16 protein-coding genes are annotated in these 19719 nt (G+C 45.1%); 7 read left to right on the top strand and 9 right to left on the bottom strand.

The window, feature by feature from the left end; translation table 11 throughout:
• The first annotated feature begins 208 nt into the window (after window positions 1-208).
• Together ECHVI_RS03460 and ECHVI_RS03455 are read left to right on the top strand one after the other, a co-directional pair.
• Window positions 209-1198, top strand: coding sequence for an aspartate-semialdehyde dehydrogenase (locus ECHVI_RS03460; protein ID WP_015264556.1), 990 nt, complete (start codon window positions 209-211; stop codon window positions 1196-1198).
• A gap of 2 nt (window positions 1199-1200) precedes the next feature.
• Window positions 1201-2394: a THUMP-like domain-containing protein gene (locus tag ECHVI_RS03455; RefSeq protein ID WP_015264555.1), complete on the top strand. Its 1194-nt coding sequence runs from the start codon at window positions 1201-1203 to the stop codon at window positions 2392-2394.
• A gap of 22 nt (window positions 2395-2416) precedes the next feature.
• Here ECHVI_RS03455 and ECHVI_RS03450 read toward each other — a convergent pair whose 3' ends face one another.
• From ECHVI_RS03450 to ECHVI_RS03410, 8 genes are all read right to left on the bottom strand, one after another.
• The gene (locus ECHVI_RS03450; RefSeq protein ID WP_015264554.1) at window positions 2417-2650 is read right to left on the bottom strand and encodes a hypothetical protein; all 234 of its coding nucleotides are present in this window, start codon (window positions 2648-2650) and stop codon (window positions 2417-2419) included.
• Window positions 2651-3183: 533 nt separating this feature from the next.
• Window positions 3184-6183, bottom strand: a complete 3000-nt coding sequence (gene infB / locus ECHVI_RS03440; RefSeq protein ID WP_015264552.1) for a translation initiation factor IF-2 — start codon at window positions 6181-6183, stop codon at window positions 3184-3186.
• A 76-nt stretch (window positions 6184-6259) separates the two neighbouring features.
• Window positions 6260-7507, bottom strand: coding sequence for a transcription termination factor NusA (gene nusA, locus ECHVI_RS03435; protein ID WP_015264551.1), 1248 nt, complete (start codon window positions 7505-7507; stop codon window positions 6260-6262).
• 5 nt (window positions 7508-7512) lie between these two features.
• The gene (locus ECHVI_RS03430; RefSeq protein ID WP_015264550.1) at window positions 7513-7983 is read right to left on the bottom strand and encodes a ribosome maturation factor RimP; all 471 of its coding nucleotides are present in this window, start codon (window positions 7981-7983) and stop codon (window positions 7513-7515) included.
• 300 nt (window positions 7984-8283) lie between these two features.
• Window positions 8284-8778 (bottom strand): hypothetical protein, encoded by a 495-nt coding sequence (locus ECHVI_RS03425; protein WP_015264548.1) that lies wholly within the window; start codon window positions 8776-8778, stop codon window positions 8284-8286.
• Between the two features lie 122 nt (window positions 8779-8900).
• A complete protein-coding gene (locus ECHVI_RS03420) occupies window positions 8901-9362 on the bottom strand; it encodes a hypothetical protein (RefSeq protein ID WP_015264547.1) in 462 nt (153 codons plus the stop codon).
• Between the two features lie 128 nt (window positions 9363-9490).
• Window positions 9491-9982 (bottom strand): hypothetical protein, encoded by a 492-nt coding sequence (locus ECHVI_RS03415; protein ID WP_015264546.1) that lies wholly within the window; start codon window positions 9980-9982, stop codon window positions 9491-9493.
• On the bottom strand, window positions 9960-11138 hold the full coding sequence (locus ECHVI_RS03410; protein ID WP_015264545.1) for a hypothetical protein: 1179 nt from the start codon (window positions 11136-11138) through the stop codon (window positions 9960-9962). Before ECHVI_RS03410 ends, ECHVI_RS03415 begins: the two co-directional genes overlap by 23 nt.
• A 464-nt stretch (window positions 11139-11602) precedes the next feature.
• Here ECHVI_RS03410 and cysS point away from each other — a divergent pair, with 464 nt between their 5' ends.
• Window positions 11603-13096, top strand: coding sequence for a cysteine--tRNA ligase (cysS, locus tag ECHVI_RS03405; RefSeq protein WP_015264544.1), 1494 nt, complete (start codon window positions 11603-11605; stop codon window positions 13094-13096).
• On the top strand, window positions 13086-14072 hold the full coding sequence (locus tag ECHVI_RS03400) for a M28 family peptidase (protein WP_041738290.1): 987 nt from the start codon (window positions 13086-13088) through the stop codon (window positions 14070-14072). The genes cysS and ECHVI_RS03400 overlap by 11 nt, the downstream gene beginning before the upstream one ends.
• Window positions 14073-14564: 492 nt before the next feature.
• Here the strand turns inward: ECHVI_RS03400 and ECHVI_RS03395 are convergent, their stop codons facing one another.
• The gene (locus ECHVI_RS03395; protein ID WP_015264542.1) at window positions 14565-15554 is read right to left on the bottom strand and encodes an IS110 family RNA-guided transposase; all 990 of its coding nucleotides are present in this window, start codon (window positions 15552-15554) and stop codon (window positions 14565-14567) included.
• Between the two features lie 677 nt (window positions 15555-16231).
• Here ECHVI_RS03395 and ECHVI_RS03390 point away from each other — a divergent pair.
• The 3 genes from ECHVI_RS03390 (at window position 16232) to ECHVI_RS03380 (ending at window position 19626) form a co-directional block, all read left to right on the top strand.
• On the top strand, window positions 16232-17248 hold the full coding sequence (locus ECHVI_RS03390; protein WP_015264541.1) for a LacI family DNA-binding transcriptional regulator: 1017 nt from the start codon (window positions 16232-16234) through the stop codon (window positions 17246-17248).
• 131 nt (window positions 17249-17379) lie between these two features.
• Window positions 17380-18459, top strand: a complete 1080-nt coding sequence (locus tag ECHVI_RS03385) for an aldose epimerase family protein (RefSeq protein WP_015264540.1) — start codon at window positions 17380-17382, stop codon at window positions 18457-18459.
• 15 nt (window positions 18460-18474) lie between these two features.
• The gene (locus tag ECHVI_RS03380) at window positions 18475-19626 is read left to right on the top strand and encodes a galactokinase (protein ID WP_015264539.1); all 1152 of its coding nucleotides are present in this window, start codon (window positions 18475-18477) and stop codon (window positions 19624-19626) included.
• The last annotated feature ends 93 nt before the right edge of the window (window positions 19627-19719 follow it).

The raw sequence follows: 19719 nt of genomic DNA, 5'->3' as shown, positions 1-19719 counted from the left end.
TGAGGTTTACGGTTACGCATTAAAAAAGCGTAAGATTCATTGGTCTCCCTGGGTAGTGATCAAAAATGAAATTTACTGAAATGGTGTTTTTGACAGAAAGTATGCGAAAAAACAGATATCGCATTTAAAATTGACCTTGTTTACAGTAAGTGATCGTTGGTGTACAGAAAAAGTAATATAAATTTCAACAAATAGAAAGTTTTCAACAATGAAATTAGCTGTTGTGGGAGCCACAGGTCTTGTGGGCTCCGAAATTCTTGAGGTGCTTGCTGAGCACAATTTTCCTTTTGATGAACTGCTGTTAGTGGCCAGTGAAAGGTCCGCAGGGAAGAAGATTGCCTTCAAGGATAAGGAATACACAGTGATAGGTTTGGCCCAAGCGGTTTCCGAAAAGCCAGACATTGCCATTTTCTCTGCAGGAGGAGACACGTCCAAGGAATGGGCACCAAAATTTGCAGAGGCGGGCACTATCGTGGTAGATAATTCTTCTGCTTGGAGAATGGATCCTACCAAGAAACTGGTGGTTCCTGAGATCAACGCTAAGTCACTGAAAATTGACGACAGGATCATCGCCAATCCAAATTGCTCTACCATTCAGATGGTCTTGGCCCTGACCAAACTCCGTGATCGCTATGGCATCAAACGGGTGGTGGTATCTACGTACCAATCTGTCACTGGAAGTGGTCTGAAAGCTGTAAACCAGCTACAGGATGAGCGTGCGGGAAAAGAAGGTGAAAAGGCCTATCCGCATAAAATCGACCTTAATGTGCTGCCCCATATCGATGTATTCCAAGATAACGGCTACACCAAGGAAGAGATGAAAATGATCAATGAGACGAAAAAGATATTTGAAGATCCATCTATCCAAGTGACGGCCACGACCGTAAGGATCCCGGTGATGGGAGGCCACTCAGAATCCGTAAATGTAGAGTTTAAGGAGGATTTTGATTTGGAAGAAGTGAAGGAGCTGTTGGCCGCTACCCCTGGAGTAGTCGTGGAAGACGATGTGGCGAATAACGTGTATCCAATGCCGATGAATGCCCATAAAAAAGACGAGGTATTTGTGGGGAGATTGCGACGTGATGAATCTCAGCCAAATACGCTAAATATGTGGATTGTAGCCGATAATTTGCGGAAAGGTGCCGCTACCAATGCGGTTCAGATTGCCGAATATTTGGTAGAACACAGCCTTGTGTAAGCGTGGAGCTTTCCACCATATATACACCGGAATTATTTCAATTTGTGCAGGATCATCTTCAAGAAGATCCTGCACAATTGCTTTTAAAGCATCGCTCATCCGAGAAGTTTGACCTTAAAGAGGCCGTGGCACAGATCGCCGCCAGGCAAAAAGGACAACGTAAACTGCCGGAGTGGGCCGCCAATGATGCGGTGATTTTTCCACCTGCGGTATCCCTGGAGCAATGTTCTTCCGCCCAAACGGCTGCCTTTAAACAGCAAATCGCTTCAGGGAAATCCTTGGTGGACCTTACGGGCGGTTTTGGTGTAGATGCCTATTACCTCGGGCAGCATTTTGAGGAAGTCGTCTATGTGGAGCGTCAAGAGAAGCTCTCAGCCATTGCTAAGCATAACTTTTCGGTGCTTCCCAATGCAGGGAGCAAATATCGCGTCCATTGTGCAGATGCAATTACATTTTTAAATACGCTTGAAGATAAGGTGGACTGGATGTATCTAGATCCAGCGAGAAGAGGTGGGGGAAATCAGAAGTTGTACCAATTGGCAGACTGCGAACCGAATGTGGTCAGCCATTGGGATGTTTTGGCCATGAAATCCCGCCATATCCTGATCAAAGCCTCACCGATGTTGGATATTAAGGAGGCCATGCGAGAATTGCCGGAGCTCAATGAGGTTCATGTGGTTGCCGTTAAAAATGAAGTAAAGGAATTGTTGTTGGTATGGAAAGAGGAGGGCAAAGGAAAAATGCAAGTCTTTGCATGGAGCCTTCCTTCTCCGGTGCCTTTTTGCTTTGATTTTGATGAAGAAGCGGGGGCTGTGGCTGCCTTTGGTCTACCGGAAAAGTATTTGATCCTGCCCTCAGCGGCCATTTTAAAGGCAGGGGCTTTTAAGGCTTTTGGAAAGCACTATGGGCTCCAAAAGCTTCATCCCCATACCCATCTGTACACCTCGTCAAAGAATCCCGCCCAAAAGCACTTTCAAGGACGGGTTTTCGAAATTATTGAAGAGGTGAGGGTGGACAAAAAGACGATAAAGAAGCAATTTCCTACTGGGAAGGTGAATGTCATCTCCAGAAATCATCCCATGAAGCCTGATGCTCTCAAAAAGAAATTTCGCCTTCGAGATGGGGGCGAGGATTACCTTATCATGTGTACGGTTTCTGATGGTAGCCCGAAGGCATATCACTGTAGGCGCAATTGATCCAGATTTATGGGGTAATTTGTTATTGCTTTTTGAACGGAACACCGTTGATGGACACCAACTTGTCCATGGGGATGGCCAAGCCATTCTCTCCAAATAAATACTCACCATCCTTTACATTGAGTACTCCGACGATTTTGGAGTGAACGGTGAGTTCTTTTCCATCTTTACGGTAAACGATGTCACATGCTGTATCGGCGAATGACCAAGCTTCCAAGCTATCATGATAGCTTGCGCTGATGTGATTATTTTTCATAATTCAATTTTAGAGTAGTAGGTGACCAACTAGTTCATATGAAACAAAAAACACGAGGGCTAATGTTCCATAAAACGTTAAAACACGCAAACGGTTACATTTGTCCATAAACCAAAGCACAAAAACTGGCCGGACGAAGCCCACGACAATGCTTACTAGCGAAGCATAGCAGAACGTCTTTAATAGTAAAACCAGTGCAATCAGCATTTGTTTAAATGTTTTCTTATGTACACTTTGTACGACCATTTGGCTGTATAAGATACCCTGTCGGACCAAAAAGCCAGAAATAGCCGGGCCAGTATCCACCGCTGGGAGGATTTTCTGAACGATATCCCTCATCCGTAACCTTTAAGGCCAGGTTACGGGATCCGCTTGGTGCCTTTGGGACGTTGTGGCATTTTTATTTATTTGTGGTTTTACCATTTAGCAAACTGCACGTCCCCAACTTTTCCGTTACAATCGGACACAGCCTAAAAGTGAAAAGGACAGTTATGATAACTGTCCTTTGACTTAAAGTGTGTGCTTAAGTTGAATTATTTTTTACGTTTCACTTCACGCATTTCGTATCCTTCGATGGTATCTTCAAGTTTGATGTCGTTGTAGCCCTTGATAGAGATACCACATTCGTAACCTGCTTTTACCTCTGACACATCGTCTTTGAAACGTTTAAGTTGATCGATTTCGCCATCGTGAATCACGATACCGTCTCTGATCACCCTGATTTTGTTCTTTCTGGTCACATAACCATCCGTTACATAAGATCCGGCTACCGTGCCGACCTTGGAGATTTTGAAGACTTCCCTTACCTGGATGTTTCCGGTGATCACTTCTTCAAACTCCGGCTCAAGCATTCCTTCGATGGCATCTTTGATTTGGTTGATGGCATCATAGATGATGGAGTAATGCCTGATCTCGATTTCCTCCTGCTCTGCCAGTCGCTTCGCACTGGAAGAAGGTCGCACTTGGAAACCAAGGATAATGGCATCCGATGCAGAGGCCAAGAGCACATCTGATTCGGAAATCTGTCCAACACCTTTGTGGATAATGTTTACACTTACCTCATCTTTGGAGAGTTTCAGCAAGGAATCAGATAGGGCTTCCACGGAGCCGTCCACATCACCTTTGATGATGATGTTCAGTTCCTTAAAGCTTCCGATTGCAAGACGTCTGCCGATTTCATCCAAGGTGATGTGTTTCTTGGTCCGCATGCTTTGCTCACGGTTGATTTGCTCTCTGGAGTTGGCGATTTCCCTAGCTTCCCGCTCAGTGTCGTAAACTTTAAGGATATCGCCCGCTTGAGGAGCACCGCTGAGTCCCAGTACCTGTACAGGGGTAGACGGTTCTGCTTCTTGGACTTTCTGGCCCAAGTGGTCAAACATCGCCTTGACACGGCCGTAATGCTGACCGGCGAGCATGATGTCTCCTATTTTAAGCGTTCCATTTTGGATCATGACCGTGGATACGTAACCACGTCCTTTGTCCAAGGATGCTTCTACCACTGTACCCATGGCTTTTCGGTCAGGATTAGCCTTAAGTTCGAGGATTTCAGCCTCTAGCAATACTTTTTCAAGGAGTTCATCGACACCTTGTCCTGTTTTGGCGGAGATTTCTTGGGATTGGTATTTGCCACCCCAATCTTCCACTAGCAGGTTCATATTGGCCAGCTCTTCCTTGATTTTATTTGGATTGGCGTTTGGCTTGTCAATTTTATTGATCGCAAAGATCATCGGCACACCCGCCACTTGTGCGTGGTTAATGGCCTCTTTGGTTTGTGGCATGATGCTGTCATCAGCCGCGATGACGATAATCGCCACATCGGTGATCTTGGCACCACGGGCACGCATGGCCGTAAAGGCTTCGTGACCTGGCGTATCCAAAAAGGCAATCTTATCGCCATTGTCGGTTCTTACATCATAGGCACCGATGTGCTGCGTAATACCACCGGCTTCACCGCTGGTTACCTTAGAGCTTCTGATATAGTCAAGCAAGGATGTTTTACCGTGATCGACGTGACCCATGATGGTGACGATAGGCGCTCTGTCACCCAAGTCTTCTGGGCTGTCTTCTACTTCTTCTACCTCTTCCTCTTCGTCCGCTTTGGTAAACTCTACCTCGTAGCCAAATTCGTCTGCAATGATGGTAATGGCTTCCGCGTCCAGTCGCTGGTTAATGGAAACAAACATGCCCAGTGACATACATACCGAGATGATTTCATTCACGGAAACATCCAGTAAGGAAGCCAGGTCATTTGCCGAAATAAATTCGGTTACCTTCAGTACTTTGCTTTCCTCGATTCCTTCAGACTGTTGGTCTTTGGCTCTTTCGCGTTGCTTGTCTCTTCTGGTTTTCTTGCCACCGCCGGATTTGCCTCCGCCTTGAAGACGGGCCAGGGTTTGCTTGATTTGGTCTTGGATTTCCTTTTGGGTAGGCTCCGCTTTTTGGAAGCGGTTTCCGCCTTTTCCTCCACCTTTATTATTACCGCCCGGTCTTTTGCGCCCGCCTTGATTACGGTTATCGCCTCTTCCACCTTGAGGACCACCCCCTCGGTTACCACCTTGGGGACCGCCCGTTCCAGGCTTGTCGATGCGCTTGCGAGGACGTTTCTTTTTGTCTTTATTTCGTTCATCAGAAGAAGCCACAGGCTTGGCCTTTTTCTTGGGCCTGTCTTTGGGCAGTTCGATCTTACCAAGTACCGTCAGCCCTTTCAAGGCATCCGCTTTGGCAGAAATCACATTTCCTGAAGCATCTTTTTCCCCTTGTGGAGGGGTTTCTTTGGCTTCTTTTGAATCAGATGAAGCAGGTTTAGCTTGAGGCTTTTTGTCGTCAGAAGGAGGCGTAGCTGGTTTTTCAGCAGGTTGTTGCTTTTGGCCTTTAGATGCGTCGTTTGATTCCTGTGGCTTCCCAGCTTCAGGTGTCGAAGGTTTAGCGTTTTCTTTTTGCTCAGACTTCTCAGCCTTAGGTGATTCATCTTTAGGTTTTTCAACAGCCTTTTCAGGCGCTTTCTCGGCAGGCTTTGCTGCTTTGGGCGCTTCTTCCTGAACAGGCTTTTTCTCCTCTTGCTTCGGAGCAGCTTCTTTTTGCTTTGGCTCCTCTTTTTGAGGGGCTTCTTTTTTGTCCTGTTTTTTGTCGGACAGGTCGATTTTGCCCAATACTTTTATGCCTGGAAGCTTTTCCGCTTCAGAGGTGACTTTGTCCTCTTTTTCAGGCGCTTTTTTGGGCGCTTCTTCTTGTTTGGGAGCGGGCTGGGCCGGCTCTTCTTTTTTTGCTTCTTCAGGCACAGACTCAGATTCGGCTTTGATGGTAAACGTCTCATTGTGCCGTTTACCGATGGACAGGTGGGATGCTTCCTCCTTGTCCTGAGCAGAGGACTTGAATTCCTTGGCCAGCATGCTGAATTGCTCTTGGCTGATCTTGGAATTTGGGTTGCTCTCTACATCAAAGCCTTTCTTAGCCATGGACTCAACTATCGTGGAAATCCCCACGTTGAGCTTTCTGGCTACCTGGCCTAATCGCATCATTTTTTCTTCTGACATACGCTAAAACCTCTTGCTTATTTTTTTGATGTAAATATATACTGCCGTCGACGAAAATTGCGCTCAGGCATGTAATTTACTGTTCAAATTCTTGTTTTAAAATTCTGAAGATTTCTTCTATCGTTTCTTCTTCAAGTTCTGTTCTTCGGGTCAGGTCCTCTTTGGAAAGTGCCAAAACACTCTTGGCGGTGTCCAGACCCGTTTTTTTCAACTCCTCAATTATCCAACCCTCAATTTCATCGGAAAATTCAGACAAATCAACATCTTCTTCCTCTTCATAATCAGAAAGTTCACGGAAGACGTCGATTTCATATCCCACTAGCCTACTGGCCAGTCGGATATTGTATCCTCCCTTTCCTATGGCCAAAGATACTTGATCAGGCTTTAAAAAGACAGAAAGTCGCTTTTCTTCTTCATTGGCCTGGATAGAACTTACTTTGGCTGGGCTAAGTGCCCTGGATACGTATAGTTCCAAATTGTCCGTGTAATTGATCACATCGATGTTCTCGTTTTGGAGCTCACGTACCACTGCGTGGATCCGGCTGCCTTTCATGCCCACACAAGCCCCCACCGGGTCAATGCGGTCATCATAGGATTCTACGGCCACTTTGGCCCTTTCGCCAGGTTCACGGACGATTTTCTTGATCGTGATCAGACCATCGTATACTTCCGGTACTTCGTTCTCAAACAGCCTTTCCAAGAAAATCGGAGAAGTTCGGGAAAGGATGATCCTTGGATTGCCATTGACCATTTCCACCTTATGGACGATGGAACGGATGGTGTCTCCTTTTCGGAACCGGTCTTTGGGGATTTGCTCGCCTTTGGGCAGGATCAGCTCATTGCCTTCTCCGTCCATTAGCAGCATCTCACGGCCCAGGATCTGGTAGACCTCTGCTGTGATGATTTCTCCTACCAGCTCTTCATACTGCTGGAACAGCAAATCTTTCTCCAAATCCTTGATTTTCTGTATCAATGTTTGTCTGGCCATCATTACGGCCCTTCGGCCAAAGTCTTCCAGTTCGATTCTTTCGTAAGTCTCTTCGCCGATTTCGAAGTCAGGTTCGATCTTTTTGGCTTCTGAATGGCTGATCTTATCGTGGTCCCAGATGTCCTCGGAGTTGTCGTCGACGATCTCACGGATCCGCCAGATTTCAAGGTCTCCTTTGTCGGCATTGATGATCACATCAAAATTCTCGTCTGTTTCGTATTTTTTACGAATCATCGCTCTAAACACATCTTCCAGAATGCGGATCATCGTAGGGCGATCCACGTTTTTAGATCTTGCAAATTCTGCAAACGAATCTATAAGAACTTTAGCATCCATTTTTTTTATTTAAAAGAGACTAATACAATTGATTTTTTTATTTGCTCAAAAGCAATCTTTTCTTCTTTTTCGACCGCTTTCTTGCCTTTTTCTTTATGTTTTACCAGCAAAGTGACCTCCGATTGGTCCACCGCGGTAAGCTTGCCCTCTGCAGTATCACCACTTTCCATGGTGACCTTCAGATTTCGGCCAATGTTCTTTTGATATTGCCTTTTTCCCGTTAAAGGGTGATCCAGCCCCGGAGAAGAAACTTCCAGCACATAGGCATTGTCAATGATGTCCTTGGCCTCCAGCTCTTCTCCGACAGCCCGGCTGACGGTAGCACAGGTGTCGATGTTCAGCCCTTCATCCGCATCGATCAGGATACTGATCTTCTGCTTGGGGCCTTTCTCATTTAGGATGACATCTACTACAAAATGAGCATCATCGGGCAAATGCTTGGTGACGATCTCTTCGATGGTCTGTTTCAAACTCATATTACATTTACCTATAATGAAAGAGGGGACGACGTGTCCCCTCTTATAAACGACTAAATACGATACAAATGTAATGAATTTTTTTTCGGAAAAAAAGTAGGTATGTTGAGAATAAATTTTTCAAATGCCCTGAATAAAGCAATTTACCCCGTAAGCAATGGCATCTTGCCTTATCAATTTGAGGGGGATGTGATGGTGTGATTTTTGTTAGAAAGTGATTATCCATAAACCAAATTAAACCTTCTCTATTTTTCCATATGGAATGGGTCCTTTTAGGATGGAAGCACTTCTCTTTATTGGCTAGTGCTCTGCTATGGAGATTGTTACCTCTAATTTCAAATACTCATCGCTTGGTAATTTGCACAAGAAAAACAATTTCCTGAACGGTGATATTTCATTTGGGGATTGTTGTTTCCATGCATTTCTTTTTATCCATTGGTAATCTTTTAGTGCTAGTTGGTTAAGGCTATCGGGAGGTAATGATACGATTTGACAGCCTTTGATCATGAATTCCATACTGGGCACTTCCATCTGAATATTGTCTTTTCCACTTTCATGATCATAAAAATAGGTTCCTTTGCTTTTTTTAGATTTGACTCTTGATTGGTAATCTACATAGGTTTTTTTATCCAAAAGGGATAATTGGTCAAAGTCTATTGATGAATCATCAATACTGAATTTGCCTTTACTCGTCATAATGATATATTCTGAGGAGCTGCTCTCAAATACAAAATAGGCATCTTTCTTTTCTTGGGCATCTGCCTGAATGATAGGAGAACAAATCAATGAGACCATTAGGCCGATAGCAACTATGTGCTATAAGTTTTTCATAGGTCGTCTGTTACATTCTCTAATTGACATAAAAAGGCCATGTGAATGATAGATTTTCTTTTGGTTCTGTCCATAAGAAAGCTCGGTTAATGAGCACTATGGATTCTACTACCTTTAATCAATAAATAGCCCGTTTCATTTTTTAGCACAAAGCAAAGGTCTTCAAAATTATTCAAGACTATCCGGTTACTGGTCTTGGTGCGTTCGTTGTGCTTAATCCATTCAATATCGACAACCTTACCGTGTAAATTTTCAATGTCCCCTCTCTTTTCACAAGCATTAATCTTAATAGTGATGCCATCAAGTTTTGTGTCTTCCTTATTTTTAAAGTTTACAAAGAGTGTTTTAGCGCTACATGTGGCCTGCCCATTAAATTTTTCCCCGTCCAGGTAGAGGCAGAAATTCTCTTCATCCTTTTCTATGACTAGGTATTTAATGTTTTCCTGCGAAAAACTTGGATTGGTCAAGAAAGCCATCATCATCCATAGGGCTATTTGGTCGCATTTACAGAAACGTCCTATTACAAAAATTGGATTATTTGCATTCATTCTTTCTTAGATTTTCAATGTAAACTTCCTCCTAACAGTGTCATGGATCACTTTTAAGAATGCCTAGGTAAAGCTTGAAGGAGTAGCGAAAATAGCAGTATGTGGTTTTTTATATCATTGAAATTGTTTTATGGTGTGATATCCAGCCACTTCACTTTATAAATTACAGCTTTTTTGCTCTCTAAGACTTCCACAAAATGGATATTAAGATTACCGTGTGTTAATGGAGGAGGTGTATGGACTTGACTTTTGGATACAGCTCGCTTATACTCTTCGTATTCTTTGTCCTTTAATTGTTTGATGTTAATAAATTTTAATTTTTCATATTCTTCTAAGCAAACTGTGTCAGGCTTTTCATTTTGGTTTACGAAAATGAAAATTTCCTTCCCAACATTAAATTGCAAATCTCCATTATCTCTTAGGGATAATCTTTCCGTACTATCACTTAATCGTAGATAAACTGATGGTTTTAGGAATTTTTCTCCTCCTTTATATAATTGATAGAATTCTTGGCTAGTTTGGGCATTGACACTGGTGAGTCCTTTCCCTATACTCAAAAGAATTAGAAGAACTAATAAAATTTTTCTCATCAAGCTATTATTTACAATTTGATGTTCCATTGTGAAAGTGGTTTTTGAGGTTCAATAAAATCCTATCTTGGTGGTCACTATCCAATGAGTCCCAAGCAATGGAAGTAACGTTTTCCCCCAATATTCGCAATCCCGCCCATGAAATGTCATCGTATATCTGCTTTCCAAATCTTTTATTGTCAAACTGTTCTGCGATATCACTCAGTGTACTTCGGTAATGTGCTGCCATCATATTATGATCCCAAGTAGGTTTATAACGTTTTAAGTAATAATCATATAGGCCAGGAAAATCGTTTCTAAGATTATTAATAAAATCCAATTGTTCTCCCTTGGACATATTGGATACTACTAAATCGCCCCTTTCAGCAGCAGAGAGCATTTTCCGATATATTTCTGCATGGATTACTTCATGAGCAAACGCAATAGCTCCCCTCAAATCCGATATTTTCTCTAATTGATTGTTACTCATGCTAATAGGTATGGTATAATTATTTGGAGCACCGGTAATTCCATAAATGCCATTTGACAAAGAATTATTGATGTCTAGCCTCAGGTGAGCAACAGGAAACTCCCCATCAAATTTTTGAATGGCACTTTTAAAGCCTCCTTTTAACTTCATAAGTTTATCATATACACAAGCTGCCTTTCCAGTAAGATTATTTATGATTTTATAGTCGTCATCTTTATAAGGAACACACGGCACCACCATTCCCGGAATCGTCGGATGCGGATCATAACAGGCCTCATCGGTCTGTGGAGGGTTGGGGCCATTGCCATTACTGGGGAGTACATATCCTCCTCCGTTAGGGCTAGATTCTTCGGGGACTGGGGCCTCTTCCGTAAACCGGCATTCCAAATACACATCCGAATCGAGGTAATAATCATCCCCGTAAGGATTTACTTGGTACCAGTTGATGATCTCATATTCGCATTCATAGCCAATGAAACCGCCGCCTGCAGATTCTTCTTCAGAATCCTGATCATATCTGAATTCCCCTTCGCCAAAGCGAATAAGTACCGAATCGGCAAAAGCTGACCATTTTACCTCACGTGGACAGGAAGATTGTGTGCACCAAGTGCCATGGGCACGGCATGTTTGGTAACCTGCGGTATTAGCCGCAGGATGCTTCAGGGACCCCAACCGCTTAATGTAGGACAATCCCCTATCACATAGCTCTAGCACCATACTGTGTACTTTACCGCTCCTTGGCTGTATTCCTTGAACGGACTGCCAGTTCCCCTAACTTGATCCAAAAATATATCCAGTAGAAATTTAACCTTAAAACATACATCAAGTAAGGTTAAAATATGACAAAATTATATAAAAATTACCAGTGCTGCCTTGGGCTAAGGTGAGTAAGGCCTTCAGCCGTTGGCTTCTGGGGGTGGTTAGGGATTAAAAAACCAAGTTGAAGAGACCATCAGGCTTAGAAACCAAAATGGGGATGATTTCTTTAAATGCGTTTGCCCTAAGTAGGATGCGGTTCATGTTAGGTGTTTTGAAAAGATAATTTATATTTGAAGGGAATATGGAATTTTTCTTGATGTACGGGAGTTTTATTTCCTGATAAAATGGAATTTGAATTTTATAGAATAGTTTTGTAACCCAAATACCTGCAGATTTCCTATCGGTTTAATTAAATTTGTTTTATGATTTCCAAAGAACTGAAGATTTACAACACGCTGAGTCGTGAAAAAGAACTTTTTGAACCTTTTAAACCGCCCTTTGTCGGCATGTATGTGTGTGGTCCCACGGTTTATGGAGATGCCCATTTGGGACATGCCCGCCCGGCAGTGACGTTTGATACGGTATACAGGTACCTGAAGCATCAGGGATATAAGGTACGTTATGTCCGAAACATTACCGATGTCGGGCACCTGCAAGGGGATGCCGATGATGGCGAGGACAAAATTGCCAAAAAGGCGAAATTAGAGCAGCTGGAGCCAATGGAAGTGGCGCAGCACTACACCGATACCTATCACCGGGACATGGATTTGCTGAACACCTTCAAACCCAATATTGAGCCCCGGGCGACCGGCCACATTCCCGAGCAGATCAAACTCGTACAGGATATCCTGGACGCTGGCTTTGCCTATGAGGTAAACGGCTCGGTGTATTTTGATGTGGTAAAATATAACGAGGAAAAACCCTACGGGAAGCTCTCCGGTAGGGTGGTGGAAGAACTGATGAGCGGCAGCCGTGAGCTGGACGGGCAGGATGAAAAGCGCAATCCGATTGATTTTGCCCTATGGAAAAATGCGGCTCCCGAACACCTGATGAAGTGGGATTCCCCTTGGGGCGTGGGCTTCCCCGGGTGGCACCTGGAGTGTACAGCCATGAGCTCCAAGTACCTCGGCGACCAATTTGATATCCACGGTGGTGGGATGGACTTGATGTTTCCGCACCATGAGTGTGAGATTGCCCAAGGTAATGCCGGCCATGGCCATGATCCGGCCAAGTACTGGATGCACAATAACATGATCACCATCAATGGTCAAAAGATGGGCAAGTCCCTGGGGAATTTCATTACCCTGCAGGAGCTTTTCAATGGTAAACACGACCTGCTCGAACAGGCCTACAGCCCAATGACCATCCGTTATTTTATCCTGACGGCTCATTACCGGTCCACGCTGGATTTCTCCAATGATGCCCTGAAAGCAGCCCAAAAGGGCTATAAAAAGATCATCAATGGCCTCCGCATCGCCAAAGATTTACACTATGTGGACGCAGAAGGAGTGGCGACGGACGAAAAGCAAGTACAGCAGGTGGAAAAAAGCATCGAGAATGCCTATCGCGCCATGAACGATGACTTTAACACCGCCCAGGCGATTGGCCAGCTGTTCAATTTGCTGAAAAAAATCAACAGCATCTTTACGGGGCAGCTCCAAGCAGCGGCTTTGGGGAAAGCAGTGTTCGAAAAATTAATCCAGACCTTCATCGTTTTTGTAGAGGACATCTTAGGCTTGGTAGAAGAAAAGTCAGACAAGCAACAGGCCCTGCTGGAACTGCTGCTGAAACTGTACAAGGAGGCCAAGCTGGCCAAGGATTATGATAAGGTCGATGAGATCCGTGCCGCACTGAAATCCATCGGCATCGTGGTCAAGGACATGAAAGAAAAAGTAGATTGGGCTTATGAAGAATAATTTAATCTGGGCAATGGCCTTTGGGCTTTTGCTCGGGGCATGTGGAGAAGCCAAAAAGGAAACCGTACAGGCGCCAGTAGTGGAGGTCCCTGCAGCGGAGGTTCCTGATTTTAATGCAGACTCTGCCTATCAGTACATCCAAAAACAAGTGGATTTTGGTCCTCGTGTACCCAATACGGAAGGACATAAAGCCACCTCCAAATGGCTGCAGGATACGTTTGCTTCCTTTGGCTTATCCGTACAAGCGCAGGAGTTTACTGCTGAAGCCTATGATGGCAAGCAGCTGGAACTGACCAATATCATTGCTTCCTATAATCCCCATGCCAAAAAGCGGATCCTATTGGGCGCCCACTGGGATACCCGAAGGGTGGCCGATAAGGACACGGAGCGCATTGAAGAACCCATCGATGGTGCCAATGACGGTGCCAGTGGTGTGGGCGTTTTGTTGGAGATTGCCCGAGTGATTACCTCCGCCTCCAAGCAGCCGGACGTCGGCATAGACTTTATCCTCTTTGACGGGGAAGATGACGGCAAACCCGAATCCGCCAAAGCCGGGGCCAATGATGCCAAATGGTGGTGCTTGGGTTCGCAGCACTGGGCCAAGACACCACATGAACGCGGCTATGCTGCTTATTACGGGATCCTACTGGACATGGTGGGCGCCAAGGGAGCGCGCTTTTACAAAGAAGGGGTGTCCATGCAATATGCCAAAGGAATCGTCAACAAGGTCTGGAACTATGCGCATTCGATCGGTCATAGCGACTTTTTCCAAATGCGCAATTCCCACCCCATCACCGATGACCACATTCCGGTCAACGAGGTGGCCAGGATCCCCATGATCGACATCATCGATTATTCTCCTGATTTTGGCTTTGGGCGCTACCACCATAAGCATGCGGACAATATGGACATCATCGATACCAGGACCCTCAAGGCCGTAGGAGAAACGGTGCTGTTTACAATTTACCAAGAATAAGGAAGTAGCGAGTATCAAGTAGGGAGACGTGAGTAGGGGCTATGGAAAGGGCAAACGATGTGGTGCCGGGTGCTGTCCAGGCACTATGCAGCACTGCGCCCTGACTCAGCAAATTTCCGTTGTTTATCCAGGTTTGAAATCGGGATATCAGACTACTCGGATTTGCAAACAGCATGCTCAAAGCCCAACAAGGGATCCTTTACCTTCATTTGGCTGGCGTCATTACGCACATGCTGTGGCACAAAAGTAATCCAACCCAAACCCATTTAGAAAATCCAGTTTACTACCGTCCACGAATCTGACGTGTCCAAGTATGCGTTAATTGGAGCATAAAGGAAATTAGAGGCTGTCTCATAAATAAATAGTCCGTCATCACGAGCGGAGTGAAGTGATCTCGATGTGCTTTCATTGCACGTATGACGAGATTGCTTCTTCCGATATCCATCGGAATCGCAATGAATTGTGTATAATATCAAGTTTTAGTTCAAAATTTTATTTTGCCGCTACTCTTCTAGTAGTGTGGTTCTGGACGTAGTAACTATTTGATTTTACAATAGCAAATGCCTGTTTGATGAGCTTATTGATGACGGCTACCATGGCGACTCTATGGGCTTTTCCCTTTGCTCTTAAGCGTGAATAAAGCTCCATACAAGTCTTATTGTAGGACTTTGCGGATCGGGCAGCCATATACAGACATTTTCTGACTTCGGACATCCCCATTTTGCATATTTTTGCTTTCCCTTTTACCGAGGTACCTGATTCATAAATCCTGGGGGACAGCCCTAAATAGGATATGATCTGTTTATAGTTTTGAAAGTTTTCAAAACCTCTTAAAGCGACTATCAACAATAGACTGGTCTTTGGGCCAATACCTGGAACGGATTCAAGCTGCTCCCTTAACTGGCCGTTTTCCTGGTCTATCAAATGGTTTAATTGTCTGTCCACTTCCTTGATGTTTTCATCAATCCTAAAGAGCTCATTCTCTATTGATTCCCTCAAAAGGTCGTTAAGCGTACCTGTTGATATAAAGGCTTCCAGTTTCATTTGAATGGCATGTTGGTGTTTTAACAGCTGCTTTCTATAGGCATACCATTGTTTGATCTCAAGGTAGCAGGACTTTAACGGTTCCCAGGGGTTTATTTTGAGCAGGTTTCCATATTCAGCGATGCTTTTTGCATCGGCACTGTCAGTCTTGGTTCTGCTAAGCTTCATCTGCGTAAACCTTTTGATTACAAGTGGATTGATCACCGAAACCATGACTCCTTTATCATATAGAAAGCTCGCCAGTTGATAATAATATGGTCCAGATGCTTCCATAACCACCCAGGAATCAGAAGGAAGAAGGTTCAGTAACTCTGAAAAGCCCTCCGAATTATTATCCAGCTTTACCTTGGTTTCCTCTCCATTTCCCAATTTGAAATAGATATCAAACTTTACCTTCGAAATATCAACGCCTATGTATACCTTTTCTGGTTTTTCCATTTTCTTGCTAACTTTACCCTATGTCTTTGGCGGCCGTTGCTATCAGATAAGTCTTTTACCGGATCAATCTATACTTAAAACAGGTTCTTATGACCTTATGAATTGTCCTGATTTCGGTAATAAGAGCAGAAGGGAACAGCATTGCGAACAGTCTTTACGACCAATGACGGATAACGTCCTTATTCCTTCTGCATTTACCTGGTAGCAGCGTCCCGCTTCTCAGGCAAACCAAATAATATTCCGATATTTTTACAACACTTTTTCCGCCACTAACTTAGTATGACGAGGACTTATGAGACTACCTCATTTAATTCAGCCCAATGGAGCCCATTGGGCTAGAATGGTGGGGATAAACACTCCTTACGGCCTGTAAGGCCAATTCAGAATAATGGTCGTTAAAAGTACCTAGTTGAAGCGTTGAGCTGGGCTTTTAGCCTGCGGAGAGAATGGGATTGGGCATATCACACCAAGGCCTTGCTTTGGGCTCATGTGAGTAAGGCTTTCAGCCTTTGCTTCTGGTGGTGCTTAGGGGTGAAAACGAAGCTTGAAGGCACCATCAGGCTTCGAAACCAAAATAGGATGATTTCTTTAAATGCGTTTGCGCTGAATCATGGACTTTCATTTAAGACAATTTCGCCAAAAAACAGTATATTCATTTTTTAAGTGAATGGAAGAAAATGAAAAAAGGACAAGTTACCATCCGGGATATCGCATTGAAATTGAATATTAGCATTTCGACCGTCTCACGGGCATTGCGAAATTCTCCGGAAATCAAGTTGGAAACCCGTAAGAAGGTGTTGGCCATGGCCGAAAAGCTCAATTATTCTCCAAATGTGGTTGCACAGAGTTTGCGGGTCAATAAGACCAAGACCTTGGGCATCGTGGTGCCGGAGCTAGCCTCTCATTTTTTTGCTTCCAATATCAGTGGTATCCAAGATACCGCTTACCGGCGGGGGTACAATGTGATGATCTGCCAGTCCAACGAGAATTTCGAACAGGAAAAATCGGATATCCGTACCTTGGTTTCCAGCCGGGTGGATGGGCTGCTGATTTCCCTTAGCCGTGAGACCGTTTCCTTTGACCACCTCCAAAACCTTATCGATCGGGAAATTCCTTTTGTTCTTTTTGACCGGATTTTGGAAGGCCTGCCGGTATCCACGGTGACGGTGGATGACACCTTGGGGGCGTATAAGGTCACGCGTCATTTGATCGAGCAAGGGTGCAAGCGAATAGCTTTTATTTCTGGGCCGAAAGGGATGTACATCAGCCAGAAGCGCATGGCCGGTTATGAAAAGGCGCTCAAGGAAGAAGGCATCCCGCTGGAGACGGGTTTGGTCAAGCATAGCGATTTGACCGTTGAGGTGACCCAATCCTTGGTGGGAGAATTGCTGGATGGGCCTGAGCGGCCGGATGCCATATTTGCCATCAATGACCCGGTGGCCATTGATGTGATGAAATTTTTGAAGGCAAAGGGCATGCGCATTCCCCAGGACATTGCCTTGGTGGGTTTTACCAATATGCCGGTATCCGATGCCTTGGAACCTGCCTTGTCCACGGTGGATCAGCCTGCCTATGAAATGGGGAGATTGGCGGCCAACAACCTGCTGGATCAGCTGATGGACCCGGATAGCTTTGAGCCAAAAAATATCGTGTTGGATACGGAATTGGTGATTCGAAAGTCCTCAGAAAGATAGATGGTTCATGGAAACGTTTTCGGGAACGTTTTTTTTAAAATTTAGCCCAAAATGCCCTGAATAACATTTTTTAATCCTTTAAATTGGCGGATATATTTGAGAAAATTGTCAGTCAATAAACCTTTTTACCCTTGTCAACAGCACAAACTAACCACAGTAAAACTACCGTTGAGCGGACCGTTTTTGGCCAAACGCCTACCGGCAGTGACATTCATTTATTCACCTTACGAAATGCAAATGGCGCAAAGGCCTGTGTGACCAACTATGGCGCTACCCTCACCCATCTTGAAGTGCCCGACCGGGACGGCCAATTCAGGGATGTGGTGCTCGGTTTTGACAGCTATGAGGACTATACCAGCGAGGCCTATCTGAAAGCGGGAGCCTTTATGGGCTGTACCGTAGGCAGGGTGTGTAACCGTATTGACCACGGGCGGTTTCAGCTGGAAGGGAAGCCTTACCAAATGGCCGTAAATAACGGCGACCACCACCTGCATGGAGGATTGGAAGGGTTCGATAAGAAAATATGGGAGGCTTCGATCATTGAAGATGGCGTGGAATTTACCTATGTCAGTCCTGATGGAGAGGAGAGTTATCCCGGAGAATTGACGGTAACCGTAGCTTTTACCCTTTCCGCAGCCAACGAATTGAAGCTTGCCTACCGGGCCACCACGAATAAAACTACGGTGGTCAACCTGACCAATCATTCCTATTTTAACCTTTCCGGAGACCTTTCTTCCAGCATTCTGGATCATGAGCTGCAAGTCAATGCACCGTTGTATATACCGGTCAAAGAAGGCAGTATTCCCACGGGGGAAATCCTGTCCGTAAAAGGAACCCCGCTGGATTTTCTTCAGCCCAAAAAGGTAAAGAAAGGCGTGATGGCCGACCATCCGCAGACCGTAATTGCCAATGGCCTGGACCAGACCTTGGTATTTGATGCCCATCAACCTGCCGCGGTACTCTCTTCAGCGGCATCAGGAATCCGCATGGAAGTGGCTACTTCAGAACCCGGCATCCAGTTGTATACTGCCAATTATTTTGACGGGACACTCCAGGGAAAGGGGCGGACTTATGGCAAGCATGGCGGAATTGCCTTGGAAACGCAGCATTTTCCGGATTCGCCAAACCATCCCCATTTCCCTACGGTAGTACTCCAGCCGGGAGAAACTTTCCATAGTTTTACGGCTTTTAAATTTTCAGTCATTAAGTAAAGTAAATAGAACATCATGAACCCAGGAATTATCCGGTCAGCATTCGAAGAATTGTTTGACAAAAAACCTATTGTCGTAAAATCTCCCGGCAGGATCAACCTGATCGGGGAGCATACCGATTATAACGAAGGCTTTGTCCTTCCCGCAGCGATCAACAAGGAAATCGTCATTGCCGTCCAAAAGAATGACAGTGATGAATGCCGCTTATTTTCCCAGGATTTTCAGGAATCCCTGACCTTTGACCTTCATGATTTTGAGCGAATGGAAGGTGGTTGGGGCAATTATGTGATGGGCGTCGTGGCCCAGTTGCAGCAGGCAGGCTACCCCATCGAGGGCTTTGACCTGGTGTTTGGGGGAGATGTACCGGTGGGTGCTGGATTGTCTTCCTCTGCAGCAGTGGAAAACGGTGTCTGCCTGGCGTTGTCCGAGCTGTTTGGGCTAGGGCTGGAGCGATTGGACATGCTGAAGTTTGCCCAGAAAGCTGAGCATGAATTTGCCGGTGTCCAGTGCGGGATCATGGACCAGTTTGCCTCCATGATGGGCAAGGATAACCATGCTATTCGCTTGGACTGCCGTTCCCTGGAATACAGCTATTTTCCGATCGACCTAGGAGATTACCAGATCATCCTGTGTGACACGCAAGTGAAACATTCCTTGGCCGATTCAGCCTATAACGACCGCAGAAGGGAGTGCCAAGCAGGTGTAGCCGCTGTTCAGCAGACCAATCAAACCGTCAAGAGTCTCCGTGATGTAACGCTGGAACTACTGGAAGAGACCAAGTCCAAAATCAGCGAAGTGGTCTTCAGGCGATGCAAATTTGTGATTGAGGAAAATGCCCGTTTGCTCAAAGGCTGTGAGTTGTTGGAAAAAGGCGATATCAAAGGATTCGGCCAGCAGATGTACGGCTCCCATGACGGCCTTTCAGGGCTATACGAGGTGAGCTGTAAGGAATTGGATTTTTTGGCTGATTTTGCCAAGTCCCGTGAGACGGTTGCCGGTGCCCGGATGATGGGCGGTGGCTTTGGTGGCTGCACCATTAATCTAGTCGAAAAAGGTGCTAAGGAAACGTTTGAAAAAGAAGTGGCCGCAGCCTATGAAAAAGCCTTCGGAAAATCACTCCAAATCTACGAAGTAGAGGTCACGGATGGCACGAGAGTAGTCGGATAGTTTGAGTAGAGCGTATTAATTTTCAAGATAAAAGTAACGTGGTGTTGGGGCTTCGCTCCTGCACTCCCTGAAATTGAGGCTCTGACTCAACCA

This window comes from Echinicola vietnamensis DSM 17526 (assembly GCF_000325705.1).
Taxonomy (GTDB): Bacteria; Bacteroidota; Bacteroidia; order Cytophagales; family Cyclobacteriaceae; genus Echinicola; species Echinicola vietnamensis.
Note: the sequence above shows the minus strand (reverse complement) of the source record. Positions and strands in the feature narration are given on the sequence as shown.